Raw genomic sequence first — 25005 nt, 5'->3', positions numbered from 1 at the left:
CTACGCCACCGGCGCCGGCGAGCCGATCAGCATCGAGGGGGCTCCCGCCACCCGCGTCAGGAAGACCGTCGCCGAGTTCGGGCCCTGCGGCTTCACCTTCCTGCGCAGCTCCTCCGGCTCGATGGCCGACCCGCGCTTCTTCACCGTCAGGATGCCGACCTCGCGCTCGCGCAGCAGCGCCTTCAGCTTCTTCAGCCCGAACGGAAGCACGTCGGTGATCTCGTACGCCGTCGCGTACGGCGTCGGACGGAGCTCGTCGGCGGTGACGTAGGCGATGGTCGGGTCGATGAGCCGGCCGCCCACCGCCTCGGCCACCTCGGCGACGAGGTGGGCGCGGATCACGGCGCCGTCGGGCTCGTAGAGCCAGCGCCCGACCGGGCCGGCATCCGGGTCCGGCAGCGGGTCGGTGGTGTGCAGCCGGCGCGGGCCGGGCAGCAGGGTCGCGCGCACCGTGCCGGGCTCGGTCCCGAACCACAGCACGGCCTCCTTCACGTCCCCGTGATCGGAGATCCACTCCGCCTCGGCCTCCGCCGGGACCGCCTCGTGCGGAATCCCGGGGGCGATCTTGAGGGCCGCGTACTTCGCCGTACGGGCCGTCGCCACGGCCCACGACAGCGGCGGCGAGTAGGACTCCGGGTCGAACACGCGGCCGCGGCCGCCCCGGCGCGCGGGGTCGATGAACACGGCGTCGTACCCGGACACGTCCACGTCCGTCACGTCCGCCTCCCGGACCTCGATCAGGTCCGCCAGCCCCAGCGCCTCGGCGTTGGCCCGCGCGACGGCCACCGTCAGCGGGTCGACGTCCACGGCCAGCACTCGGATCCCGAGCCGGGCCAGGGCCAGGGCGTCCCCGCCGATGCCGCAGCACAGGTCCGCGACGCTGCGTACGCCGAGCTCCGCGAGCCGGCCCGCACGGTACGAGGCCACCGGCGCGCGGGTCGCCATCTCCCCGCCGCCGGGCGTGAAGTACATCCGGAACGCGTCCTCGGCCCCGAACTTCGCCACCGCCCGCTGCCGCAGCCGGGCCTGCCCCAGCGCGGCCGACACCAGGGGCGCGGGGTGCTCGCGGCGCAGCCGGGTCGCCAGGGCCAGCTCCTGGGCGGGGTCGTGGTCGCGGAGCGAGTCGAGGAGCGCGCGGCCCTCTGGGGTGAGGAGCGCGGCGAAGTCTTCGGGGGTCACCGCACCATTGTGGGCCAGTCGGTGGAAGGGCGGAGTCCGGCCGTGGTGTCGACGACGGTACGGCCTTGTCCGATGTAAAGATCCGCAGCTATGCAGCTAGTACGACAAAAGGGAAAGACTGCGCACTTGGGTCACCGGTCCGCGGTACGTCCGCGCGGCCGGTACGGGGTGGCCGCGGCCGCGCTGCTGGTGGCCGCCCTCGGAACGGGATGCGGCGCCGGGGAGTCGACGCCGGCCAAGACGAAGCCCGGCCAGGGAGCCGAGGGCCCCGCGGCCGGAGCGGCCGGCAACCACGCCGACCGCCTCAAGGCCGCCCAGCAGGCCCGGATCGCCGCCGCGAAGAAATGGGGCCTGGCCAAGCTGCCCCTCGCGGCGCCGGCCGGGCCCAAGGAGAAGCCGGAGATCAGCACCCGCGACGGCTTCGAGGTCGAGGACCAGGAGAACCTGCCGCCCGTCTTCACGACGGTCCCGACGGAGGACAAGGTCGTCTTCCTCACGGTCGACGACGGCGCGGAGAAGGACCCCGAGTTCATCAGGATGATGAAGGAACTGAAGATCCCGTACACGGCGTTCCTCAGCGACTACATCGTTCGCGACAACTACCCGTACTTCAAGGAGATGCAGGCCGCCGGCGTCACCTTGAACAACCACACGCTCAACCACCGCTACATGCCCGCGCTGTCGTACGAGAAGCAGCGCCAGGAGATCTGCGGCCAGCAGGACACGATCCAGAAGCAGTTCGGCAAGCGGCCCACGCTCTTCCGCCCGCCGTACGGGAACTACAACCAGGACACGCTCATCGCGGCCAAGTCCTGCGGCATCAAGGCCGTTCCGCTGTGGAACGCCGAGGCCTTCCCGAACCGGATGGACTACCGCGAGTGGGACCGCGACCTCCACCCCGGGGACATCATCCTCACGCACTTCCGGGGACGGGAGGACTGGAAGGGCACGATGCCTGACATGATCCGTCATGTCATGAAGACCGTCACGGACAAGGGGTACGCCGTGGCCCGCCTGGAGGACTACCTGTGAAGTACGCGCGTCGGCTGATGGCCGGGACGCTGACGGCCGGCGCGCTCGCGTTGTCCCTGACGGGGTGCGGGAACAGCGTGGATCCCATCGAACGGCTCGGCCGCAAGGCCACGCAGGACGGGGCGACCCCGACGGCCTCCCCGTCCGCCTCCGCCACGCCCCCCGCCCACGCGGGCGGCGCGGCGTCGGACGAGGCGTACCGCAAGTGGGGGCTGACCGCCCCCGTCCAGTACGCGCCCAAGCCCGACCGCAAACCCCAGCTGCCGAAGGCCGCCCCGGGCAAGGCCGCGGTGGTGGACCGAATACCCGTCGCGCCGCAGGACAAGGTCGTCTTCCTGACCTTCGACGACGGCGCGGAGAAAGACCCGGAATTCCTGCGGATGGCGGCCGACCTCAAGCTGCCGATCAGCATGTTCCTCACCGACAACGTGGCCGCCGCGGACTACGGACACTTCGAGAAGCTCCGCGACAACGGCTCCGGCAGCACCATAAACAACCACACCCTGACCCACCCGAACCTCCGGACCCTGCCCTTCGCGGCGCAGAAGAAGGAGATATGCGGCCAGCAGGACCGCCTGGAGAAGCGCTTCGGACAGCGCCCCCCGCTCTTCCGGCCGCCGTTCGGCAACTACAACGACGACACCCTCAGGGCCGCCTCCGAGTGCGGAATCACCTCGGTCGTCCTGTGGCGCGCGTCGATGCAGATCAACGACTTCCAGTACGCCGAGGGCTCCGCCCTCAAACCGGGCGACATACTCCTGGCCCACTTCCGCGGCCCGTCGGAACTCAAGGGCGCGACGGAAACCCAGATGACCACCCGCATGCTGCGCAGCATCCAGGAACAGGGCTACAGCATCGGGCGCCTGGAGGACTACTTGTAGTGGGGGTGGGGCGGGGTCGGGGGCGGCGGGGTTTTAGCTGGTCCGTATCAGGGTGGGTTTGGTGGTTTCCCGTCAGTCTCATCGTCTCTCCGGGCTGGACCGGTCCCTCAAGGGCGCTCACTTCGTTCGCGTCGCTTCGCGATGGCCTTCGGCCACCCTTGACCGACCGGCCCACCCCGGAAAGCCGAAGACCGACGGGAACCCCCCAAAAGAACGGTCACGGGGAAGAGGGGGAGGAGCGGGTCTCTCAGCGATGAGCCGAGGGGCCGGGGGCCGGTAGGCCGGGCATACGGCCCCCTCGCGCCCCCTTCCGGGACCACAACCACTCCTTACCCACCCGAAATGACGACCACATCAGCCTGGCGTGCAGTCAGGCGCATCGGATCGCTACGCGCTTCTCTCGGCTTAGCGTCCGACGACCGTCTGGGGCTGGACATAGACCGCCCACACGCCCCACCCATCACCCTTGACGTGCGGCTACCGCCCGCCTGTCCTCCTGCGGTGACATCCCCCGGCAGGAAAGACCCCAGACTGCCCGTGAAAGTGACCACGGCCGGTCGTCAGCCGCTGAGACGACACCGTGGAACAGGTGCCTCCTGCGGTCTATGTCCAGCCCTAGACGGGCCGCTGCCGCTAAGCCGAGAGAAGCGCGTAGCGATCTCACGCGCGCCTGACTGCACCCCAGGACGTCCTGGTCGTCATTTCGGGTGGGTAGGCGGCGGTCTGGTCCCGGAAGGGGCCGCGAGGGGGCCGTGTGCCCGGCATGCCGACCCCCGGCCCCTCGCCTCATCGCTGAGAGACCCGCTCCTGTTTATCCGTCCCCGTGACCGTTCTTTTGGGGGGTTCCCGTCGGTCTTCGGCTTTCCGGGGTGGGGCGGTCGGTCAAGGGTGGCCGTAGGCCATCGCGTAGCGACGCGACCGCAGGGAGCGCCCTTGAGGGACCGGTCCACCCCGGAGAGACGATGAGACTGACGGGAAACCACCAAACCCTCCCTGATCCGGATCACGGGGACCCCGCCGCCCCCCGACCCCGACCGACCGACCGACCGACCGACCACCCCACCCCCACCCCCGCCCCCCTCACCCCACCCCGACCCTTGGGGTGAGTGTGGTTTCGGCCGGGTCGCGGGCGTCGGCTTCGCGTTGGCGTTCCGCGCTGTCGCTGATGCGGAGGAGGAGGGCGATCATGATCCAGTTGGCCAGGAGGGACGAGCCGCCCTTCGCCAGGAAGGGGAGGGCCTTGCCGGTGAGGGGGATCAGGCCCGTGACGCCGCCCGCGACCACGAAGACCTGGAGCGCCAGGGCCGCGGCCAGGCCCACCGCCAGCAGCTTGCCGAACGGGTCCCGCGCGGCGAGCGCCATCCGCAGCCCGCGCTGCGCGAGGAGCGCGTAGAGCAGGATGACGGCCATGACCCCGGCCAGGCCGAGTTCCTCGCCCACCGTGGTCAGGATGAAGTCGCTGCGGCCGGCGAAGGCGATCAGCTCGGGGTGGCCCATGCCGAGGCCGGTGCCCGAGACGCCGCCCGTGCCGAAGCTGAACAGGGCCTGGGCGGACTGGTCGGAGTTGATGCCGGGCGGACGGTTCTCCCAGTAGTACGAGAGCGGATTCAGCCAGGCGGCCACGCGCGCCTTGACGTGGGGCTCGGTCGAGCCGACCACGAAGGCGCCCACGGAGGCCATGAGCAGGCCGCACACGATCCAGCTGGTGCGCTCCGTGGCGACGTACAGCATGACGACGAAGACGCCGAAGAAGATCAGCGAGGTGCCCAGGTCGCGCTCGAAGACCAGGACCAGCATCGAGACGATCCACACGGTGATGATGGGACCGAGCTGGCGCATCGGGGGCAGCCGCATGCCGAGGAACTTCCGGCCGGTCAGCGCGAGCGAGTCGCGGTGGACGACCAGGTAGCCCGCGAAGAAGACGGCGATCATGATCTTCACGAACTCGCCGGGCTGGAGCGAGAAGCCGAAGAGCTTGATCCACCGCTTCGCGCCGTAGGTGTCGGCGCCGAAGAACGCCGGCGCGATCAGCAGCACCAGCGAGCCGGCCATCGTGATGTAGATGAACCGCTGGAGCAGCCGGTGGTCGCGCAGCAGCGCCACGACGAGGAGGCAGGCGGCGACCCCGACCACCGTCCACATCAGCTGGCCGGGCGCGTTCGCGTCCGAGTTGTACCGCTCGATGTACCCCTGGTCGAGCCGGTGGATCAGCACCAGCCCGAGCCCGGTCAGCAGCATGGCCAGCGGGAAGACCAGCGGATCCGCGTACGCCGCGAACCGCCGGATGCCCAGGTGCCCGACCAGGGACAGCAGGGTCATGCTGATCGTGAAGCTGGTGAGGTGCTGCGGCAGCTCGCCGTTCATGGCCAGCCCGGCGCTCACATGGCCGAAAACGGCGATGCCGACGACGAGGACGAGCAGCAATGCTTCGGTGCGTCGGCGGGCGCCCGCCGACGTCAGGGGCCTCAGTCCACGCACGGGACGCCGCCGCCGTCGATGCTGTCCTTCTGCGGTCCGGAGGGCTGCGGCGGCTCGGCGGCCGGCGGAGGAACGGCGGAGCTGCCTGGTGACGAGGCGCCCGGTGACGAGGCCCCTGGTGACGAGGCGCCCGGCGACGAGGCACCTGGCGACGAGGCACCCGGTGACGAGGCCCCCGCCGATGAGGACGTGGCGCCCGGTGCACTCGGGGTCGCAGTGGTCTGGGGACCGATCTGCTCGGCAATAAGGCGCTTTATCTTCATATCATCTACGACGTTGATGTCCTCCCCATGGTTCCTTCCGAACCCCTCGACGGGGAGTGTCGTGAATTGCACTTCGCCCCCGGACAGGTTCTTCGCCTGCTTCACGAACGACAGCAGGTCCCATCCCGCGTCCGTCACCACGTCCTGTTTCGCCGTGTCGATCAGCTTGACCAGCTTCACCGGATCCGTGAAGGTCCCGGCCGTGTTCAGCTTCTGCGTGGCGCCCGCGAGGAAGGCCTGCTGCCGCTTCGTCCGGTCGAGGTCGCCCATGGTCAGCCCGTGCCGCTGCCGTACGAAGGCCAGCGACTGCCTGCCGTCGAGTTCCTGCCGGCCCGCCGGGAAGTCGGCCCCCGACCAGCGGTCCTTCACCGGCTTGTTCAGGCACACCGGGACCCCGCCCAGCGCGTTCGCGAGGTGGTAGAAACCGGCCAGGTTCAGTTCCGCGAAGTGATCGACCGGTACGCCCAGGAAGTTCCGTACGGTGTCGATCTGCGCCCGGCGCCCCGCCTCGCGGCCCTCCCGCTCCAGCCGCCGCCGGTCCTTGACGCCCTGGGCCGCCAGCTGGTCCTCCCTCGCGGACTTCGCCAGCCCGTACGCCTTCTTGATCTTGTCCTTGCCGTGCCCGGGTATCGCGACGAAGTCGTCGCGCGGGATCGAGAAGGCCTTCGCCCGGCTGCCGTCACCGGGCACGTGCAGCAGGATCATGGTGTTCGCGTTGTAGCCGCCGATGTCGGAGCTGCCCGCGTGCAGCTTGTCGAGCACCTCGTCCGGCAGCGGGTCGCCGTTCTGGTCGCGGCGGCTGTCCAGCCCCATGAGCAGGATGTTCGCGTCGCCGTGCGCCGACTTCTCGGCGCCCTCCAGGGCCTTGGAGCTGCCGATGCTCGACACCAGGTCCCGGTAGACGTACCAGGCGGTGCCGCCCGCCATCACCGTCAACGCGCAGCCGGTGATCAGCAGCGTGCGGCCGATCCGGCGCGGTGAGGGCTTGCGGCGGCTGGTCTTCCTCCGTTGCGCGCTCATGCCCACCGATGCTGGCGCAGTCCCGCTGAAGGAATCCTGAGGATCCCCGCGGCCGGGGGCCCTGCGGGCGGCCGGGGCGCTCAGCCGCGCCCCGCCGGGATGCGCAGCTGGAGCCGCGCGCCCCCGCCCCGCGCCGGCAGCGCGCGTACGTCGCCCCCGTGCGCCCGCGCGATCTCCCGGGCGATGGCCAGGCCCAGCCCGGTGCCGCCGCCGGCCCGGCCCCGGTCCGCGTCCAGCCGTACGAACCGCTCGAAGATCCGGTCCCGGTCCGCCTCCGGGATCCCCGGACCGTCGTCCACCACCTCCAGCACCGCCCAGTCGCCGCCCGCCCGGGCCCGGACGACGACGCCGCCGCCGGCGTGGCGCAGCGCGTTGTCCACCAGGTTGGCCAGGGCCCGCTCCAGCCGGGCCGGATCCCCGTACGCCGGTACGGGCACCCCCGCCTCCAGCCGCAGCGGCACGCGGGGCGCGGGCCGGCGGGCCGCGTCCTCGGCGGCCAGCAGCGCGAGGTCGACCGGCTCGGGCCGGGGCGCCGGGCCGCCGTCGAGGCGGGCGAGCAGCAGCAGGTCGGCGGCGATCCGCTGGAGGCGCTCGGTCTCGGCCAGCGCGGCGGCGACCGACTCCCGGTCGGGCCGCGCCATGGCCAGGGCCACCTCCAGCCGGGAGCGGACGGCGGCGAGCGGGTTGCGCAGTTCGTGGGAGGCGTCGGCGGTGAACTGCCGCTGCCGCGCGTCGGAGCGCTCCAGCCGGTCCAGGGTGTCGTTGACGGTCCGGGCCAGCTGCGCGATCTCGTCCGCGCCACCCGGGTCGGGGACGCGCCGGTCCAGCTCGCTCGCGGTGACGGCGGCCAGCTCGGTACGGATCGCGGTGGCGGGGCGCAGCGCGTGCCCGGTGACCCACCAGGCCAGCGCGGCGGCGAAGGCGATCAGCGGGGGTGCGCCGGCGAGGAGACCGGCGGCGATGGCGCGGGTGGCGTCGTCGACGTCGCCGAGCACGGTCATGGCGTAGACGACGTGCGGAGCGCGTTCCCCGGCCGGCCGGGCCGCCCCGGCCGCGCCCGGCGCCGCTGGAGCCCCCGCCCCCGGCGCCGCCACCACGACCACCACGCGCCGCTGCCCGCCGGGGTGCGCGGGCGGGAGCACCGCCGAACGGGCGTCGGAGCCGGAGCCGGTGCCGGAGCCGGGTTCGCCCCCGCCCCCGGGGAGCAGTGCGCCGAAGTCGGGGGCGTCCTTCGGGTCCCCGCTGGCGGCGACGGTCCGCCCGGCCGCGTCGCGTACGAGGACCAGGTCGACGCCGCCCTCGGGCGCGGGCAGCCGGCTCCCGGGCGGCCCGGAGCCCGCGTCGAACAGGGCGGCGGCCTTGCGGGCGGCGAGTTCGGTGCGGCCGGTGGTGTTGTCGAGGAGGTTGGCGCGGAGCACGGTGTGCAGCCACAGCCCGCCGACGGCCAGGACGGCGGCCATGGCGAGCGCGGCGGCCAGGGCGGTGCGGGCCCGGAGGCTGCTAACCACCGTCGGGCGCCATCCGGTAGCCGGTGCCGTGGACGGTGAGGATGGAGCGGCGGCCGAAGGGGGCGTCGATCTTCTTGCGCAGGGAGGAGACGTACACCTCGACGATGTTCGGGTCGATGCCGTGCGGGGCGTCCCAGACCTCGTCGAGGACGTCCTGTTTGGCGACGGCCCGGCCGGGCCGTCGCATCAGGCAGGCGAGCACGCCCAGTTCGCGGGCGGTGAGTTCGATCTCCCGGGTGCCGCGGCGGCAGCGCCGGTCATGGGGGTCGAGGACCAGGTCGCCAGCCTGGAGCACGGTGGGCTCGGGGGCGGCGGCCCGGCGGGCGAGGGCGCGCAGGCGCGCGCCCAGCACCACGAAGGAGAACGGCTTGGTGAGGTAGTCGTCGGCGCCGGCGTCGAGCCCGTCGGCCTCGTCGTGCTCGCCGTCCCGGGCGGTCAGCATCAGGACGGGGGTGGGGTCGCCGTGGGCGCGCATCCGGGTGCAGATCTCGTGGCCGCCGAGGCCCGGGAGCATCAGGTCCAGGACCACGACGTCGTACGGTCCGCCGGTGAGGGCGAGGTCGAGGCCGCGGTGTCCGTCGTGGGCCACCTCGACGCGGTGGCCGTCGGCGGACAGGCCCTGCCTGAGGGATTCGGCCAGGTTCTCTTCGTCTTCGACCACCAGGATGCGCACCGGTCAAGCGTCACATACCGGGCGGGAACGTCCTCAGGCCGCCGTCGGCTCCGCGGGAGCCGGAGCCGGAGCGGGGTTCGCCGCGGCCGGGCGGCGGGAGTCGCGGACGTGCCGGGCGATGGAGGTGACGTTCCAGACGGCGAAGCCGAGGCAGAGCAGTCCGGTGGCGCCGGGTATCTGCCAGGCCCTGGGGTCGGCGGAGACGATCTCGGTGGCGTCCGGGCCGCTCGCGACGGTGTCGACGGGGGCGGTGGGCAGGGCGTCGAAGGTGGTGTCCACCGAGACCCGGCCGAGCGAGAAGGAGCCGTCCGCGGCGGTGAAGGAGCCGCTGCACATCACGCTCTTGTCGTCTTCGTCGCGCGCGTCGTACGGGGTGCAGGAGACGGCGGTGAACGAGCCCTCGACGCCGGTCAGCTGGGTCGTCATCCGGGGGATGACGAAGTAGAGCAGGATCACCGTGCCGGCGATGGAGATGACGGTTCCGTACAGGCGTCTGAAGCCGATGCCGCGCGCCGCGGCGCCCCGGTCCGCCCCCGTTGAAGTGTTCATGATCGGGATACTAGTGTCCGTCAGACCACTGGAACAGGGGGATTTCTGAGCCCCTCAAAAGCCTCTGACCAGCGGCGGGACAGGAATCTGACGGCCTGTTCCGTCCAGCTCCGGTGGAGCGTGTTGGCACTCCGCTTGACCGAGTGCTAATCGCCGGAATAGTCTCGCACCTGGCACTCGCCCCTGGTGAGTGCCAACACAGCGACAGGCAGGTCCGGCACCCGCGACGACGGATCGACCTGGTCGCCACCTCAGACAGTTAACCCCGGATCTCCGAAGGGGGAGGTCGGATCGTGACGACCGCCAGCTCCAAGGTTGCCATCAAGCCGCTTGAGGACCGCATTGTGGTCCAGCCGCTCGACGCCGAGCAGACCACGGCCTCCGGCCTGGTCATCCCGGACACCGCGAAGGAGAAGCCCCAGGAGGGCGTCGTCCTTGCGGTCGGTCCGGGTCGCTTCGAGGACGGCCAGCGTCTCCCGCTGGACGTCAGCGTCGGCGACATCGTGCTGTACAGCAAGTACGGCGGCACCGAAGTGAAGTACAGCGGCGAGGAGTACCTCGTCCTCTCGGCTCGCGACGTGCTCGCGATCGTCGAGAAGTAAGCACCACCGGTACTTCACGTTTTGCTTTGAGCTGCGCCCCTGGTCACCCCGCTGATTGCCGGGCGGCGAGGGGCGCAGTTCGTTAAACCCGAGTTTTCGAGAGGGCTGAACCGCTCCCATGGCGAAGATCCTGAAGTTCGACGAGGACGCCCGTCGCGCCCTCGAGCGCGGCGTCAACAAGCTTGCCGACACGGTCAAGGTGACGATCGGCCCCAAGGGCCGCAACGTCGTCATCGACAAGAAGTTCGGCGCCCCCACCATCACCAACGACGGTGTCACCATCGCTCGCGAGGTCGAGCTGGACGACCCGTACGAGAACCTGGGCGCGCAGCTCGTGAAGGAGGTGGCGACCAAGACCAACGACATCGCGGGCGACGGCACCACCACCGCCACCGTGCTGGCCCAGGCGCTGGTCCGCGAGGGTCTGCGCAACGTCGCCGCGGGTGCTTCCCCGGCCGCCCTGAAGAAGGGCATCGACGCCGCGGTCAAGGCCGTGTCCGAGGAGCTCCTCGCGACCGCCCGCCCGATCGAGGACAAGTCCGACATCGCCGCCGTGGCCGCGCTCTCCGCGCAGGACTCGCAGGTCGGCGAGCTCATCGCCGAGGCGATGGACAAGGTCGGCAAGGACGGTGTCATCACCGTCGAGGAGTCCAACGCCTTCGGCCTGGAGCTCGAGTTCACCGAGGGCATGGCCTTCGACAAGGGCTACCTGTCGCCGTACATGGTGTCCGACCAGGAGCGTATGGAGGCCATCCTCGATGACCCGTACATCCTGATCCACCAGGGCAAGATCTCCTCGATCCAGGACCTGCTGCCGCTGCTGGAGAAGGTCATCCAGGCCGGCGCCTCCAAGCCGCTGCTGATCATCGCCGAGGACGTCGAGGGCGAGGCGCTCTCCACCCTCGTCGTCAACAAGATCCGCGGCACCTTCAACGCGGTCGCCGTCAAGGCCCCCGGCTTCGGTGACCGCCGCAAGGCCATGCTCCAGGACATCGCCACCCTCACCGGTGCGACCGTCATCGCCGAGGAGGTCGGCCTCAAGCTCGACCAGGCCGGTCTGGACGTCCTGGGCTCCGCGCGCCGCGTGACCGTCTCCAAGGACGACACGACCATCGTCGACGGCGGCGGCAACTCCGCCGACGTCGCGGGCCGCGTCAACCAGATCAAGGCCGAGATCGAGTCCACGGACTCCGACTGGGACCGCGAGAAGCTGCAGGAGCGCCTGGCGAAGCTCGCCGGCGGCGTCTGCGTCATCAAGGTCGGCGCCGCCACCGAGGTGGAGCTCAAGGAGAAGAAGCACCGCCTCGAGGACGCCATCTCGGCGACCCGCGCCGCGGTCGAGGAGGGCATCGTCTCCGGCGGTGGCTCCGCGCTCGTCCACGCCGTCAAGGTCCTGGAGGGCAACCTCGGCCTGACCGGCGACGAGGGCACCGGCGTCTCCGTCGTCCGCCGCGCCGCCGTCGAGCCGCTGCGCTGGATCGCCGAGAACGCCGGCCTCGAGGGCTACGTCATCACCTCGAAGGTCGCCGAGCTCGACAAGGGCCAGGGCTTCAACGCCGCCACCGGCGAGTACGGCGACCTGGTCAAGGCCGGCGTCATCGACCCGGTCAAGGTCACCCGCTCCGCGCTGGAGAACGCCGCTTCCATCGCCTCCCTGCTGCTCACGACCGAGACCCTGGTCGTCGAGAAGCCGGCCGAGGAAGAGGCCGACGCCGGTCACGGCCACGGCCACGGTCACAGCCACTGACCGCACGCACCACGCCGAGGAGGCCCCGTCCCGCAGCCGCGGGGCGGGGCCTTCCCCGTGATGCGGCCTCAGGACCCGTACGGGGAACCCGATCCGCCCATCTGCCGTTGCAGGGAGCCGGGGTTGTAGTGCCACCAGCCCTCGATGATCTCCCCGTCCAGGCAGCGGAACGTGGTGCTCCCGGACATCTCGTACGTCTTCCCGGACGGGGCGACCCCCATGAACGGGCCCTTGTCGTGGGTGCCGCGCCAGTTCCACACCGTGGTGACCATGTCGCCCTCGGCCAGCCGGGCCACCGGCTCGAAGGTCATGTGGAAGGCCGAGCGCCAGGTCTCCACATCGGCGCGCATGGCCTCGCGTCCGATGACGGTGCTCTCCTCCTTGCTGGCGTCGTGGTCGATGTAGTTCGTCGCGAAGCACTCGTCGAGGACGGTCATGTCCCCGCCCATGAGGGCCTCCTGGAACACGCGCTCGACGAGCTGCTTGTTGAGGTGCTCGTCCCGGACCACGTCGAGGTTCACGAACTTCGGCATGCCCTCGCAGAGGGCCACCATCTCCTGGAACATCCGGTCCGTCTCGGGCAGGTGCGAATTGCGCATGGCGTCCTCGTACGAGGGGAACTCCACCATGTCCACGTAGTGGGTCCGAGCGTCCCGGTCCTGGCCGATCATCGTGTGCGTGGCGGTGCGCCTGCCGCTGCTCTGCTCCGCCCAGCGGTCGATGAGCGCGTTCATCTCGTCGAACCGCCTGGTTTCGTAGTCGATCACCTGTACGAATGTCATCGCGTCGCCTCCCAGGCCGGATGGAACACGTCCATTTTAGGGAGATTTCGCCCGGATGGCGGGTTTACCGACGAGTCGGACGGCCTACTGGGGGCCGTACTTGCGGCCCGTACGGGACGACACGCCGCCGAGCAGCCCGCGCGGCGTCAGCTTCACGACGCCCATCAGCGCCTTGTACCGCGGGTCCGGGATCGACACGGTCTTGCCGCGCGCCAGGTCGGCCAGCGCCGCGGCCACCAGCTTGTCGGCGTCCAGCCACAGCCAGCCGGGGATGTTGTCCGTTCCCATGCCGGCCCGCTGGTGGAACTCGGTCCGGACGAAGCCGGGGCACAGGGCCATCAGCCGCACCCCGGAGCCCGCCAGGTCCTTGGCCGCGCCCTGGGTGAACTGCACGACCCAGGCCTTGCTTGCCCCGTAGGTCCCGCGCGGCACGAACGCCGCCACCGAGGCCACGTTGACGACCCCGCCGCGCCCGCGCTCGCGCATCGAGGCGGTCGCCGCCGAGGTCAGCCGCAGCACCGCCTCCACGTGCACCTTGATCATGGCCAGCTCGTCGGCCATGGAGACTTCGAGGTAGCGGCCCTTGTTGCCGAAGCCGGCGTTGTTGACCAGCAGGTCCACCGGGTGCGTACGGTCCTCCAGGCGGGTCTCGACGGCCGAGATGCCCTCCTCGGTGGACAGGTCCGCGGCCAGTACCTCGGCCTCGATGCCGTGGCGGTCGTGCAGCTCGGTGGCCTGCTCGGCCAGCCGCTTGGTGTCGCGGGCCACCAGCACGAGGTTGTGCCCCTGGGAGGCGAGCCGGCGGGCGAAGGCGGCGCCGATGCCCGCCGTGGATCCCGTAATCAACGCAGTCGTCATAGGCGCAACCTAGCCGCCCGGGTCGGGGGGTGTCCCGTGGGGCGGGGCCGGTGTTGGGCCCGGCCCGAGGAACCCCGGCGCCTCCGCTACCCACCGTGCCGGGGCGGTGCTTCCAGAGCGAGCCCCGCCCCGGCCGCTCAAAGGGACAGGCCCGTACGGGCGTCACGGTCAAAGCCTGGCTTATGCTCAAGGGGTGATAGAGGCACGTCATCTCCGCGTCCTGCGCGCCGTCGCCGGGACCGGCTCCTTCTCCGCCGCCGCACGCGAACTCGGCTGCACCCAGCCCGCCGTCTCCCAGCAGATGAAGGCCCTCGAACAGTCGGCGGGCACCCCGCTGCTGATCCGTACGGGCCGCGAGATGCGGCTGACGCAGGCCGGCGAGGCCCTGGTACGGCACGCCGCCGGGATCCTGGCCGGGCTGACCGCGGCCGAGGAGGAAGTCGCGGCCATCGCCGGCCTGCGCGCCGGCCGGGTACGGCTCGTGTCCTTCCCCAGCGGCAGCTCCACCCTGGTGCCGACCGCGCTCGCGGCGATGCGCGCCGCACACCCCGGTACCCGCATCTCGCTCGTCGAGGCCGAACCCCCGCGGTCGGTGGAGATGCTGCGCGAGGGCGACTGCGACCTGGCCCTGGCCTTCCGCTACGGCGGAGCATCCGGTTCCGCGGCCGAGTGGGAGGACCTCGTGGTCACGCCGCTGCTCACGGACCGGCTCGTCGGGCTGGTCCCGGAGGGGCACCGGCTGGCGGGCGCGGAGCGGGTGGGCATGGCGGAACTGGCCGACGAGCCCTGGATCGCGGGCTGCCCGCGCTGCCGCCGCCATCTGGTGGAGGTGTGCGAGGGGGCCGGCTTCACCCCGCGGATCGATTTCGCCACCGACGACTACCCGGCCGTGGTCGGCCTGGTCGGCGCGGGGCTCGGCGTCGCGGTGCTGCCGGAGCTGGCGGTGGAGTCCGTACGGGCCAAGGGCGTCAGCACCCTCGCCGTGGAGCCGGCCGTCGAGCGGGAGGTCGTGGCCCTGACACTGCCGGACCTCGCGCGGGTGCCGGCCGTGGCGGCGACCCTGGGCGAACTGGCGCGGGCCGCCACGCGCTGACCGGACGCGGCGGTACGGCCGAACGCGTGACGTGCCGGCCCGGGGCGGGTCCCGGGGGCCGGGATTCGGCACCGATGATTCCGGCACCGATGGTTCCGGCACCGGGGACTCCGGTACCGAGGATCCCGGTACCGAGGGGGCCCGCCGGCCGGGCCGGGCTGAGCCGGGCCGACCGGCGGGACGGCCCCGGGCGACGGTTCGGTACGCCGGGGCGGGCCCACGGATCCGAAGAAACGTTCCTTCGGCTCTTTCGCGGGGCGGTCAGTGCGGAGCGATCGGTCCGATCGCGGTGGACGCCGGGATCAGGCGGTGGCGTGCGCGGCCCATCAGCTCCTCGCGTTCGTCCTCGGTGAGGCCGCCCCACACCCCGTAGGGCTCGCGGACGGCGAGTGCGTGCGCGGCACATTCCGCACGCACCGGGCATCTCATGCAGACCTCTTTAGCCGAGGCCTCGCGCGCGCTCCTGGCCGCGCCCCGCTCGCCTTCCGGATGGAAGAAGAGGGAGCTGTCGACCCCGCGGCAGGCAGCGAGGAGCTGCCAGTCCCAGAGGTCGGCGTTCGGTCCGGGGAGGCGGGAGAAATCTGCCATTGGTAGTCCCTCTTGGTGCCGGTACTGAGGCGGATACGGTCCATGTCTCCACACCTACTGTCTGAGTAGATGTAAATATGACTCATTGGGAATCTAGCCTCAGACACGTGCCAAACGGAAGGAAAGCCGCCAAATAGGGCATAGCTCCAGATGGAGGACACGCCCCTCGTGGCTCCGACGCCGTGATCGCTTCCTCACGTAGAGTGCCGAAGGTGTCCGTCCGACCCGTAACTCTTTCGAGTGACCATCGTTGAGAGTGCGAAGGCGGTTGAACCAAGAAGTTCTCGGACAGGTGTCCGGGGATATCGACCGCACAGGTGACGATACGTACCAGCCTGGAGGCTCAAGGTGACGCGCATCAGCAGCTGCGGAGGGCGGTCATGACATCCGTCCTCGTCTGCGACGACTCCCCGCTTGCCCGAGAGGCGCTCCGTCGCGCGGTTGCCACCGTGCCCGGCGTCGAGCGTGTGACGACGGCTGCCAACGGCGAGGAAGTCCTCCGCCGCTGGGGTGCCGACCGATCCGACCTCATCCTGATGGATGTCCGGATGCCCGGCCTCGGCGGTGTCGAGACGGTCCGCCGGCTCCTCTCCGCCGACCCCGGCGCCCGCATCATCATGCTGACGGTCGCCGAGGACCTGGACGGCGTGGCCCTCGCGGTCGCCGCCGGAGCCCGCGGCTACCTGCACAAGGACGCCTCGCGCGCCGAACTGCGGGCCACGGTCACCCAGGCACTCGCCGACCCGACCTGGAGGCTGGCCCCGCGCCGGCTGCGCTCGGCCGAGATGGGCGCCGCGCCCACCCTCACCGCGCGCGAGATCCAGGTGCTGGAGGGCATGAGCCACGGCCGGTCCAACGCGGAGATCGGGCGCGAGCTCTTCCTCTCCGAGGACACGGTCAAGACCCACGCCCGCAGGCTGTTCAAGAAGCTCGGCGCCTCGGACCGGGCGCACGCCGTGGCGCTCGGATTCCGCTGGGGCCTCGTCCGCTGACCGCGAGGCCGGTGGACGGCTGTCGAGAGCGGTCCCGTCCGCCACCGGCGGGCGGGGCGGCGCTTTCCCGGCCGCCCCTCCGGAAGGCGCCCCCTCCAGGGCGGCGCCGCCCCGCCGCCCATGTCCCGCCGAACCCGGTGCGCAGCCGGGGATTGGCGGGGCACAATCGGGGGGACGTGTCGCTTCGGGCGCGATGCCGCATGCTTGAGGTGTGCCGCATTCTGGGAGACGTGCAGTCCTCGGGGAAGATTCGGGCCGAGCGGAGGGGAGGGTGCAGGAGATGACGTCCGGCGCACCCGCTCATAACGCTTCGATGCACAACACGGACCGTGGTGCCGCGAATCCACCGGCGCCAAGGCACCATGGATTGATGCGCGACGACGAGGCCCTGGGGTCACCCGCGGCCACAGGCCCGACCGGCGCCGCCAAGGGCGGCAGTGCCGGGGCCGTCAGTGCGCTCGTGCGCCGCGCCGTCGACGGCGACGAACAGGCCACGCACGACCTGCTCGCCTTCGTGCACCCCCTCGCCATCCGCTACTGCCGCACCCGCCTGTCGCGGCTCCCGGGTGACGCTCGTCACTTCGTGGAGGACCTGGCGCAGGAGGTCTGCGTCGCGGTCCTGATGGCGCTCCCCCGCTACCGGGACACCGGGCGCCCCTTCGAGGCCTTCGTCTTCGCCATCGCCGCGCACAAGGTCGCCGACCTCCAGCGCGCCGCGATGCGCCACCCCGGCAGCACGGCCGTGCCCTCCGACGAGATGCCGGAGCGGCCGGACGACTCCCTGGGCCCGGAGGAGCGGGCACTGCTCAGCAGTGACGCCGCCTGGGCCAAGAAGCTCCTCGCCAACCTGCCCGAGAACCAGCGCGAGCTGCTGGTCCTGCGGGTGGCCGTCGGCCTGACCGCGGAGGAGACCGGGCAGATGCTCGGGATGTCCCCGGGCGCGGTGCGCGTCGCGCAGCACCGTGCGCTCAGCCGGCTCCGCGCCCTCGCCGAGCAGTAAGCAGTAAGCAGTAAGCGGTAGGCGCTCCCTCCCTCCGGCGGACCGCGCCGCGATCTGCCGTCCCCCGTCGTTCCCCCGCGTCGTAGGAAACAACGAAACTTCCGCTCGGCCTTGGTCGTGGAATGAGACGCGTCGGGATCCCGTTAGCATGGACATCCGCGCTGAGCAAGACCATTTGGGAAGGTGTCATGACCGCCGACGGAGTGCCCGACAAATTCGCCACGCTCGGACTGACCTACGACGACGTGCTGCTGCTGCCGGGCGCGTCGGACATGTCGCCTGACGCGATCGACACCTCTTCCCTCATCTCGCGCAACGTCCGTGTGAACGTTCCGCTGCTGTCCGCCGCCATGGACAAGGTCACCGAGGCCCGCATGGCCATCGCGATGGCCCGCCAGGGCGGCGTCGGCGTCCTGCACCGCAACCTGTCGATCGCCGACCAGGCCAACCAGGTCGACCTGGTCAAGCGCTCCGAGTCCGGCATGGTCACCGACCCGATCACGGTCCACCCCGACGCGACGCTGCGCGAGGCCGACGAGCTGTGCGCGAAGTTCCGGATCTCCGGCGTCCCGGTCACCGACCCGGCCGGCAAGCTCCTCGGCATCGTCACCAACCGCGACATGGCCTTCGAGTCGGACCGCAGCCGCCAGGTGCGCGAGGTCATGACCCCGATGCCGCTGGTCACCGGCAAGGTCGGCATCTCCGGCGTGGACGCCATGGAGCTGCTGCGCCGCCACAAGATCGAGAAGCTTCCGCTGGTCGACGACTCGGGCATCCTCAAGGGCCTCATCACGGTCAAGGACTTCGTCAAGGCCGAGAAGTACCCGAACGCCGCCAAGGACAAGGACGGCCGCCTGCTCGTCGGCGCGGCCGTCGGCGTCGCCGGGGACGCCTACGAGCGCGCCCAGGCCCTGATCGAGGCGGGCGCCGACTTCATCGTCGTCGACACCGCCCACGGCCACTCCCGCCTCGTCGGCGACATGGTCGCGAAGATCAAGTCGAACTCCACGGTCGACGTCATCGGCGGCAACGTCGCCACCCGCGACGGCGCCCAGGCCCTGATCGACGCCGGCTGCGACGGCATCAAGGTCGGCGTCGGCCCCGGTTCCATCTGCACCACCCGCGTCGTCGCCGGCATCGGCGTCCCGCAGGTCACCGCGATCTACGAGGCCTCGCTCGCCGCCAAGGCCGCGGGCGTCCCCGTCATCGGCGACGGCGGCCTCCAGTACTCCGGCGACATCGCCAAGGCGCTCGTCGCGGGTGCCGACACGGTGATGCTCGGCTCGCTGCTCGCCGGCTGCGAGGAGTCCCCGGGCGAGCTGCTCTTCATCAACGGCAAGCAGTTCAAGTCCTACCGCGGCATGGGCTCGCTCGGCGCGATGCAGTCCCGCGGTGACCAGCGCTCCTTCTCCAAGGACCGCTACTTCCAGGAGGGCGTGGGCGGCGACGACAAGCTCATCCCCGAGGGCATCGAGGGCCAGGTGCCGTACCGCGGTCCGCTGTCGGCGGTCGTGCACCAGCTCGTCGGCGGCCTGCGCCAGTCGATGTTCTACGTCGGCGGCCGCACCGTCCCCGAGCTCCAGGACCGGGGCCGCTTCGTCCGCATCACCTCGGCGGGCCTCAAGGAGAGCCACCCGCACGACATCCAGATGACGGTCGAAGCACCGAACTACAGCCGCAAGGGCTGAAGCGCGTGAGGTGAGGGGCGGACCCGGCGGAGCAGCCGGGTCCGCCCCTTCGCCGTGTCCGCGTACGTCCGTACAGCGGTCACCGAAACGCAGTCCTCCGCCCGTCGGGGATACTGGACGGGCAGACCCAGAGGAAAGGCCACCACACGTGACTGAGATCGAGATCGGGCGCGGCAAGCGCGGCCGCAGGGCGTACGCGTTCGACGACATCGCCATCGTCCCGAGCCGGCGTACCCGGGACCCGAAGGAGGTCTCGATCGCCTGGCAGATCGACGCGTACCGCTTCGAGCTCCCCTTCCTGGCCGCCCCCATGGACTCGGTCGTCTCCCCGCAGACGGCGATCCGCATCGGCGAGCTCGGCGGCCTCGGCGTGCTGAACCTCGAAGGCCTGTGGACCCGCTACGAGGACCCGCAGCCGCTGCTGGACGAGATCACGGAGCTCGACGAGGAGGCCGCGACCCGCCGCCTCCAGGAGATCTACTCCGCGCCGATCCAGGCGGACCTGATCCGCCGGCGCATCAAGGAGGTGCGCGACTCGGGCGTCGTCACCGCCGCCGCGCTCTCCCCGCAGCGCACCGCCGAGTTCTCCAAGGCCGTCGTCGACGCGGGCGTGGACATCTTCGTGATCCGCGGGACCACGGTCTCCGCCGAGCACGTGTCGGGCGCCGCCGAGCCGCTGAACCTCAAGCAGTTCATCTACGAGCTCGACGTCCCGGTCATCGTGGGCGGCTGCGCCACCTACACCGCGGCCCTGCACCTGATGCGCACCGGCGCCGCGGGCGTCCTGGTCGGCTTCGGCGGCGGCGCCGCGCACACCACGCGCAACGTGCTCGGCATCCAGGTCCCGATGGCCACCGCCGTCGCGGACGTGGCCGCGGCCCGCCGCGACTACATGGACGAGTCCGGCGGCCGCTACGTGCACGTCATCGCCGACGGCGGTGTCGGCTGGTCCGGCGACATCCCGAAGGCCGTCGCCTGCGGCGCCGACGCGGTGATGATGGGCTCCCCGCTGGCCCGTGCCACCGACGCGCCCGGCAAGGGCAACCACTGGGGCATGGAGGCCGTCCACGAGGACGTGCCGCGCGGCAAGAAGGTCGACCTCGGCACGGTCGGCACCACCGAAGAGATCCTCACCGGCCCGTCGCACACCCCGGACGGCTCGATGAACATCTTCGGCGCGCTGCGCCGCTCGATGGCCACCACCGGCTACAGCGAGCTCAAGGAGTTCCAGCGGGTCGAGGTCACGGTCGCGGACTCGCAGCACCGCCGCTGACCGCCTTTTCCGTACGTACGCCGGAGGGCCGGCACCCCGCTCGGGGTGCCGGCCCTCCGGCGTTGCGCTCGTACGGGTCAGCCGGCGGCGCCGGCCTTCCTGGCCGCTCCGAAGGCGAGGGCGGCGCCGATCACCGGGAAGGCGTAGTCCGTCACCTCGGCGGACTTCCGCCAGATGCCGGCCAGGCCGCCGATGCCCTGGTCGGCGAGGACCTCGGTCAGCCCGGCCGCGTTCACGTCGGCGATGACGAAGGCGATGAAGAGCAGCTGGCCGAGGTGGAGGGCGCCGAGCGAGAGGACCGCGCTCACGACGGGCAGCAGCGGGCTGCGCCCGCCGGCCTTCCCCGCGGCGAGGCCGACGAGCAGGCCGACGGCGACGGCGGCGTAGCTCGCCTGGCGGTCGATGGAGTAACCGATGGCGCTGTACGCGACGGCCCCGGTCAGGGCGGTCGCGAAGGCGGCGGCGAGGCCGAGGCCGAGGCCGCGCGGGACGGCGGCCGGGAACGGCGTCGCGGCGGTCGAAGCGGTGGGCGCGGTGGCGCGGGACACGGACGTGGGCGTCTGGTAGCTCTGGGACATTCGGAAATCCCCCCCCAGGGATTCGTACGCGCGTGGGTCCTTCGGTCATAAGCGCGTGATAAGTGACGCCGCAGGCTAACAGGGAGCACTGACATCGCACGGGGGTATTTCACGCGCCCGACCGAGTCGGGGCAGGACGTGACCGGATAGGGATCGTGCCGTGATCTGAACGGATCGGCGGGGTGTCGGTTCAGAGCCGGTGGGCCGCACCGGCCGGGCTGGCGCCCCGGGTGTCGAGGAGCAGCTGGGCCTTCACGGCGAGACCTTGCAGGTCGTACGTGCGGTGGTGCTGGAGCAGGATCGTCAGGTCGGCGTTGGCGGCCGCCTCGTACAGCGATTCGGCGCGCGGGACGGGCCGGTCCCGGACCCGCCAGCCGGTGATGTAGGGGTCGTGGTAGCTGATCAGGGCCCCGAGGTCGATGAGGCGGCTGGCGATCTCGCGGGCCGGGGAGCCCTCCTGGTCGGCGAGGTCCGGCTTGTAGGTGACCCCGAGGAGCAGGACCCGGGCGCCGCGGGCGGATTTGCCGTGCTCGTTCAGCAGGGTGGCGGAGCGCTGGATGACGTACTGCGGCATCCGGTTGTTGATCTCCTGGGCCAGGCCGATCATGCGGAGCGGGTGACCCGGGGTGCGGGTGGTGTGGGGGAGGTAGTTGGGGTCGAGGGGGACGCCGTGGCCGCCGACTCCGGGGCCGGGCCGGAAGGCCTGGAAGCCGTAGGGCTTGGTTTCGGCGCAGCGGATGACGTCCCACAGGTCGACGCCGAGGTCGTGGCACAGGACCGCCATCTCGTTCATGAGGGCGATGTTCACGTGCCGGTAGTTCGTCTCCAGGAGCTGCACGGTCTCGGCCTCGCGCAGGCCGCGGGCGCGGACCACCTTCTCCGTCAGCCGGGCGTAGAAGGCGTGCGCGGACTCGGTGCAGGCGGGGGTGAGGCCGCCGATGACCTTGGGGGTGTTGGCGATGCCGTGGGTGCGGTTGCCCGGGTCGAGGCGGCTGGGGGAGTAGGCCAGGTGGAAGTCGCGGCCGGCGCGCAGCCCGGACCCCTCTTCGAGGATCGGCCGCAGGTAGTCCTCGGTGACGCCCGGGTGGGCGGCGGACTCCAGGATCACGGTGGTGTGCGGGCGCAGCCGGGCCGCGAGGGTGTGGCCGGCCTCGCCGACGGCGGAGAGGTCGAGCGCGCGGTCGGCGCCGAGCTGGGTGGGGGCGCAGATGACGGCGGTGCGGACCCGGCCGAGCTCGGCGGGGTTGGTGGTGATCCGGAAGCCGGCCGCCGACATGCGGCGGATCTCGGCGGCGGTGAGGGTGCTGTCCGTGGCCGGACCGCTGTCGTAGCCGACGGTCTCGATTCCGGCGGCGACGGCCGCCTGGGCGAGGGGGAGGCCGAGGTGGCCGAGTCCGATGACGGCGAGATCTGCGGGCATGGGGGGCCGTCCCTTCCCTTTCCCTGACGTGAGGGGGCGGTGCTTGCTCGTCCGGTGGACAACGGGGGTCCCGAGCCCGACAGGAGCTGGCGCTATGTCAGACTAGGCGTATATATGACAGATATGTCGCATTCTGGGGTGGTGGTCGCCGTTGTGTTGTCCACAGGCGGTGGCTGATGTGGGTGCGGCCGGTCAGAATCGTGAACGGGGGACGTGGGCGGGACCGCCCGCACCGAGCGGATACGGCCCGCGCCGAGCGGGTACGGTCCGCACCAACGGGAGGCAGCCGTGAGGACAGCGACACTGGGACCGGCACAGCGCGCCGAGGCGCTCGCCCGGATGGCCGAACGGGAACTGGACGTCCTGGTCGTGGGCGCGGGCGTGGTCGGCGCCGGCACCGCGCTGGACGCCGTGACCCGGGGCCTGTCGACGGGGCTGGTGGAGGCGCGGGACTGGGCCTCCGGCACGTCGAGCAGGTCGAGCAAGCTCATCCACGGCGGGCTCCGCTATCTGGAGATGCTCGACTTCGCCCTCGTACGGGAGGCCCTGAAGGAGCGCGGCCTGCTGCTGGAGCGGCTCGCCCCGCACCTGGTCAAACCGGTGCCGTTCCTGTACCCCCTCCAGCACAAGGGCTGGGAGCGCCTCTACGCCGGCTCGGGCGTCGCCCTCTACGACGCCATGTCGGTCTCCAGCGGACACGGCCGCGGCCTGCCCACGCACCGGCACCTCTCGCGCAAACGGGCCCTGCGCATCGCACCGGCCCTGCGCAAGGACGCCCTGGTGGGCGCCCTCCAGTACTACGACGCCCAGATGGACGACGCCCGCTACGTCGCCACGCTGGTGCGGACCGCCTCCGCTTACGGGGCGCAGTGCGCCAACCGGGCGAGGGTGGTCGGCTTCCTGCGCGAGGGCGAACGGGTGGTCGGCGCGCGGGTGCGGGACGTGGAGGGCGGCGGCGAGTACGAGATCCGCGCGAAGCAGGTCGTGAACGCCACCGGGGTGTGGACGGACGACACGCAGGCGCTGATCGGCGAGCGCGGGCAGTTCCACGTCCGGGCCTCGAAGGGCATCCATCTGGTCGTACCGAAGGACCGGATCCATTCGAGCACCGGGCTGATCCTGCGGACCGAGAAGTCGGTGCTGTTCGTGATCCCGTGGGGGCGGCACTGGATCGTGGGGACGACGGACACGGACTGGGACCTCGACAAGGCGCATCCGGCGGCGTCCAGCGCGGACATCGACTACCTGCTGGAGCACGTGAACTCGGTGCTGGCCGTGCCCCTGACGCGCGACGACGTCCAGGGCGTCTACGCGGGCCTGCGGCCGCTGCTGGCCGGGGAGTCGGACGCGACGAGCAAGCTGTCGCGCGAGCACACGGTGGCGCATCCGGTGCCGGGGCTCGTGGTGGTGGCGGGCGGCAAGTACACGACGTACCGGGTCATGGCGAAGGACGCGGTCGACGAGGCGGTGCACGGGCTGGACCAGCGGGTGGCGGACTGCGTCACGGAGGACGTGCCGCTGGTGGGGGCGGAGGGCTACCGGGCCCTGTGGAACGGCCGGGCCCGGATCGCCGCCCGGACGGGGCTTCACGTCGTGCGGGTGGAGCACCTGTTGAACCGGTACGGCTCGCTGACGGAGGAACTGCTCGATCTCATCGCGGCGGATCCGGGGCTGGGCGAGCCGGTGTCCGGGGCGGACGACTACCTGCGGGCGGAGATCGTGTACGCGGCCTCGCACGAGGGGGCCCGGCACCTGGACGACGTGCTGACCCGGCGGACCCGGATCTCGATCGAGACGTTCGACCGGGGGACGCGATCGGCGCGCGAGTGCGCGGAATTGATGGCTCCGGTGCTGGGGTGGGACAAGCAGCAGATCGAGAAGGAAGTGGAGCACTACGAAAAGCGGGTACAGGCGGAACGGGAGTCGCAGCGCCAGCCGGACGACCAGACGGCGGACGCGGCGCGGCTGGGGGCGCCCGACATCGTTCCGTTGTAACTCCGCGATGCGGAAGGCGGAACCGCAGACCCGGGGCGCCCGTCCGTTGCGGAGTGAGCAACAATGAGGTTTCTGCCGGGGCGGGTTACCGTGCCCCCTGGCGGCTGCCGGGGCAGCCGGGGCAGGCTGCACGATCGCAGAGGGGACGCATGTCGAAGCCGGAGCACACCGAGTCGCCCGCCGGGGCGCCTGCGGCGAAGCTGGATGGCGCGGACGAGGCTGCGTCTCCGGCGGTGTCGGAATCGCCCGGGACCGAGTCCGCGACGGCGCGAGGGTCCCTGCCGGGGTCCTCGCCGGACGCGGAGCCGGGTCCCGCGGCGGGCGCCGAACGCGAAGCCGCCCAGGGCGTACCCGCCCCGAGGTCCGGATCCCGCACCGGATCCCGCACCACGGGCAGGAAGCCCCGCGCGGGGTCCGCCGGCGCGGGTGCGGGCGGCGCGAAGCCGGCCACCAGGCCGGTCGCCCCGGGCCGGGGCGGCGCCGCGAAGCCGGGCACCGGGGCGACCGCCCCGGGCCGGGGTGGCGCGAAGCCGGGCGCCGGGGCCGTTGCCCCGGGGGCGGATGAGGCGAAGCCGGGTGCCGCCGTGCCCAAGGGTGCGGGACCGGCCGGGGCCGACGCCCCCGCGACCCCCGTGGACGGCGCGGAGCCGGACACGAAGAAGCCCGCCGCCGGGGCCGGTTCCGCAGCGAAGCGGAAGACCGACGCGCAAGCGCCTGCGGCCCCTAAGGGCGCGCCGGCCGAGGACGCACAGCCGGCCGCCGCCAAGGGCGCGGCCGAGGACGCGAAGCCGGCTCCGGCTGCCGCA

The 25005-nt window shown here is 71.6% G+C and carries 21 protein-coding genes; 10 read left to right on the top strand and 11 right to left on the bottom strand.

The genetic code is table 11. From position 1 onward, the window contains the following. Entirely contained in the window at positions 1–1197 is a 1197-nt protein-coding gene (locus tag ABZZ17_RS02020; RefSeq protein ID WP_356871154.1) for a methyltransferase domain-containing protein, read from the bottom strand. A gap of 150 nt (positions 1198–1347) precedes the next feature. Between ABZZ17_RS02020 and ABZZ17_RS02015 the strand changes: the two genes are divergently transcribed. Together ABZZ17_RS02015 and ABZZ17_RS02010 are read left to right on the top strand one after the other, a co-directional pair. Next, complete coding sequence (locus ABZZ17_RS02015; protein WP_356871152.1) at positions 1348–2211, top strand: polysaccharide deacetylase family protein; 864 nt, start codon at positions 1348–1350, stop codon at positions 2209–2211. A 14-nt stretch (positions 2212–2225) separates the two neighbouring features. After that, positions 2226–3092, top strand: coding sequence for a polysaccharide deacetylase family protein (locus tag ABZZ17_RS02010; protein ID WP_356871150.1), 867 nt, complete (start codon positions 2226–2228; stop codon positions 3090–3092). Positions 3093–4172: 1080 nt separating this feature from the next. Here ABZZ17_RS02010 and ABZZ17_RS02005 read toward each other — a convergent pair. From ABZZ17_RS02005 to ABZZ17_RS01985, 5 genes are all read right to left on the bottom strand, one after another. Next, positions 4173–5570, bottom strand: coding sequence for an FtsW/RodA/SpoVE family cell cycle protein (locus ABZZ17_RS02005; protein WP_356870958.1), 1398 nt, complete (start codon positions 5568–5570; stop codon positions 4173–4175). Beyond that, on the bottom strand, positions 5558–6853 hold the full coding sequence (locus tag ABZZ17_RS02000; RefSeq protein ID WP_356870956.1) for an LCP family protein: 1296 nt from the start codon (positions 6851–6853) through the stop codon (positions 5558–5560). The genes ABZZ17_RS02005 and ABZZ17_RS02000 overlap by 13 nt, the downstream gene beginning before the upstream one ends. An 80-nt stretch (positions 6854–6933) precedes the next feature. Beyond that, positions 6934–8361, bottom strand: a complete 1428-nt coding sequence (locus tag ABZZ17_RS01995; protein WP_356870954.1) for a HAMP domain-containing sensor histidine kinase — start codon at positions 8359–8361, stop codon at positions 6934–6936. Then, positions 8354–9034, bottom strand: a complete 681-nt coding sequence (locus ABZZ17_RS01990) for a response regulator transcription factor (protein WP_356870952.1) — start codon at positions 9032–9034, stop codon at positions 8354–8356. Before ABZZ17_RS01990 ends, ABZZ17_RS01995 begins: the two co-directional genes overlap by 8 nt. Before the next feature lie 33 nt (positions 9035–9067). Then, a complete protein-coding gene (locus ABZZ17_RS01985; protein ID WP_356870950.1) occupies positions 9068–9583 on the bottom strand; it encodes a hypothetical protein in 516 nt (171 codons plus the stop codon). Between the two features lie 293 nt (positions 9584–9876). Here ABZZ17_RS01985 and groES point away from each other — a divergent pair, with 293 nt between their 5' ends. Together groES and groL are read left to right on the top strand one after the other, a co-directional pair. Then, positions 9877–10185 (top strand): co-chaperone GroES, encoded by a 309-nt coding sequence (groES, locus tag ABZZ17_RS01980; protein WP_030230757.1) that lies wholly within the window; start codon positions 9877–9879, stop codon positions 10183–10185. Between the two features lie 118 nt (positions 10186–10303). Next, positions 10304–11932: a chaperonin GroEL gene (groL, locus tag ABZZ17_RS01975; RefSeq protein WP_356870948.1), complete on the top strand. Its 1629-nt coding sequence runs from the start codon at positions 10304–10306 to the stop codon at positions 11930–11932. A 68-nt stretch (positions 11933–12000) separates the two neighbouring features. On the opposite strand, the gene ABZZ17_RS01970 is transcribed toward groL, so the two are convergent. Both ABZZ17_RS01970 and ABZZ17_RS01965 read right to left on the bottom strand, forming a co-directional pair. After that, positions 12001–12714, bottom strand: coding sequence for an ester cyclase (locus ABZZ17_RS01970; protein ID WP_356870946.1), 714 nt, complete (start codon positions 12712–12714; stop codon positions 12001–12003). An 84-nt stretch (positions 12715–12798) separates the two neighbouring features. After that, complete coding sequence (locus ABZZ17_RS01965) at positions 12799–13572, bottom strand: SDR family oxidoreductase (RefSeq protein WP_356870944.1); 774 nt, start codon at positions 13570–13572, stop codon at positions 12799–12801. A 193-nt stretch (positions 13573–13765) separates the two neighbouring features. On the opposite strand from ABZZ17_RS01965, the gene ABZZ17_RS01960 reads away from it, so the two are divergent. Beyond that, a complete protein-coding gene (locus ABZZ17_RS01960) occupies positions 13766–14665 on the top strand; it encodes a LysR family transcriptional regulator (protein WP_356870942.1) in 900 nt (299 codons plus the stop codon). Between the two features lie 261 nt (positions 14666–14926). Here the strand turns inward: ABZZ17_RS01960 and ABZZ17_RS01955 are convergent, their stop codons facing one another. Continuing rightward, positions 14927–15253, bottom strand: coding sequence for a WhiB family transcriptional regulator (locus ABZZ17_RS01955; RefSeq protein ID WP_356870940.1), 327 nt, complete (start codon positions 15251–15253; stop codon positions 14927–14929). A gap of 380 nt (positions 15254–15633) precedes the next feature. Between ABZZ17_RS01955 and ABZZ17_RS01950 the strand changes: the two genes are divergently transcribed. The 4 genes from ABZZ17_RS01950 to ABZZ17_RS01935 all read left to right on the top strand — a co-directional run bounded on the left by ABZZ17_RS01950 (position 15634) and on the right by ABZZ17_RS01935 (position 20206). Beyond that, the gene (locus tag ABZZ17_RS01950; RefSeq protein ID WP_003948568.1) at positions 15634–16245 is read left to right on the top strand and encodes a response regulator transcription factor; all 612 of its coding nucleotides are present in this window, start codon (positions 15634–15636) and stop codon (positions 16243–16245) included. Between the two features lie 370 nt (positions 16246–16615). Then, positions 16616–17245 carry a sigma-70 family RNA polymerase sigma factor gene (locus ABZZ17_RS01945; RefSeq protein ID WP_356870938.1) on the top strand — a complete coding sequence of 210 codons (630 nt, stop codon included), beginning with the start codon at positions 16616–16618 and terminating at the stop codon, positions 17243–17245. A gap of 188 nt (positions 17246–17433) precedes the next feature. Beyond that, positions 17434–18933: an IMP dehydrogenase gene (gene guaB / locus ABZZ17_RS01940; RefSeq protein WP_356870936.1), complete on the top strand. Its 1500-nt coding sequence runs from the start codon at positions 17434–17436 to the stop codon at positions 18931–18933. Between the two features lie 148 nt (positions 18934–19081). Further along, positions 19082–20206 (top strand): GuaB3 family IMP dehydrogenase-related protein, encoded by a 1125-nt coding sequence (locus tag ABZZ17_RS01935; RefSeq protein ID WP_356870934.1) that lies wholly within the window; start codon positions 19082–19084, stop codon positions 20204–20206. A gap of 77 nt (positions 20207–20283) precedes the next feature. Here ABZZ17_RS01935 and ABZZ17_RS01930 read toward each other — a convergent pair whose 3' ends face one another. Then, a complete protein-coding gene (locus ABZZ17_RS01930) occupies positions 20284–20784 on the bottom strand; it encodes a hypothetical protein (protein WP_356870932.1) in 501 nt (166 codons plus the stop codon). A gap of 190 nt (positions 20785–20974) precedes the next feature. Further along, the gene (locus tag ABZZ17_RS01925; RefSeq protein ID WP_356870931.1) at positions 20975–22204 is read right to left on the bottom strand and encodes a nucleotide sugar dehydrogenase; all 1230 of its coding nucleotides are present in this window, start codon (positions 22202–22204) and stop codon (positions 20975–20977) included. 288 nt (positions 22205–22492) lie between these two features. On the opposite strand from ABZZ17_RS01925, the gene ABZZ17_RS01920 reads away from it, so the two are divergent. Then, the gene (locus ABZZ17_RS01920; protein WP_356870929.1) at positions 22493–24199 is read left to right on the top strand and encodes a glycerol-3-phosphate dehydrogenase/oxidase; all 1707 of its coding nucleotides are present in this window, start codon (positions 22493–22495) and stop codon (positions 24197–24199) included. The last annotated feature ends 806 nt before the right edge of the window (positions 24200–25005 follow it).

This window comes from Streptomyces sp. NPDC006512, from assembly GCF_040611935.1.
Taxonomy (GTDB): Bacteria; Actinomycetota; Actinomycetes; order Streptomycetales; family Streptomycetaceae; genus Streptomyces.
Note: the sequence above shows the minus strand (reverse complement) of the source record. Positions and strands in the feature narration are given on the sequence as shown.

What these genes read in the sequence shown, in the direction of transcription:
- groL (WP_356870948.1), top strand. Translation starts at nt 10,304, where the DNA reads ATGGCGAAGATCCTGAAGTTCGACGAGGACGCCCGTCGCGCCCTCGAG.
- ABZZ17_RS01925 (WP_356870931.1), bottom strand. Translation starts at nt 22,204, where the DNA reads ATGCCCGCAGATCTCGCCGTCATCGGACTCGGCCACCTCGGCCTCCCC.
- ABZZ17_RS01950 (WP_003948568.1), top strand. Translation starts at nt 15,634, where the DNA reads ATGACATCCGTCCTCGTCTGCGACGACTCCCCGCTTGCCCGAGAGGCG.
- ABZZ17_RS01985 (WP_356870950.1), bottom strand. Translation starts at nt 9,583, where the DNA reads ATGAACACTTCAACGGGGGCGGACCGGGGCGCCGCGGCGCGCGGCATC.
- ABZZ17_RS01930 (WP_356870932.1), bottom strand. Translation starts at nt 20,784, where the DNA reads ATGTCCCAGAGCTACCAGACGCCCACGTCCGTGTCCCGCGCCACCGCG.
- ABZZ17_RS01965 (WP_356870944.1), bottom strand. Translation starts at nt 13,572, where the DNA reads ATGACGACTGCGTTGATTACGGGATCCACGGCGGGCATCGGCGCCGCC.
- ABZZ17_RS01945 (WP_356870938.1), top strand. Translation starts at nt 16,616, where the DNA reads ATGCGCGACGACGAGGCCCTGGGGTCACCCGCGGCCACAGGCCCGACC.
- ABZZ17_RS01955 (WP_356870940.1), bottom strand. Translation starts at nt 15,253, where the DNA reads ATGGCAGATTTCTCCCGCCTCCCCGGACCGAACGCCGACCTCTGGGAC.
- ABZZ17_RS02000 (WP_356870956.1), bottom strand. Translation starts at nt 6,853, where the DNA reads ATGAGCGCGCAACGGAGGAAGACCAGCCGCCGCAAGCCCTCACCGCGC.
- ABZZ17_RS01970 (WP_356870946.1), bottom strand. Translation starts at nt 12,714, where the DNA reads ATGACATTCGTACAGGTGATCGACTACGAAACCAGGCGGTTCGACGAG.
- guaB (WP_356870936.1), top strand. Translation starts at nt 17,434, where the DNA reads ATGACCGCCGACGGAGTGCCCGACAAATTCGCCACGCTCGGACTGACC.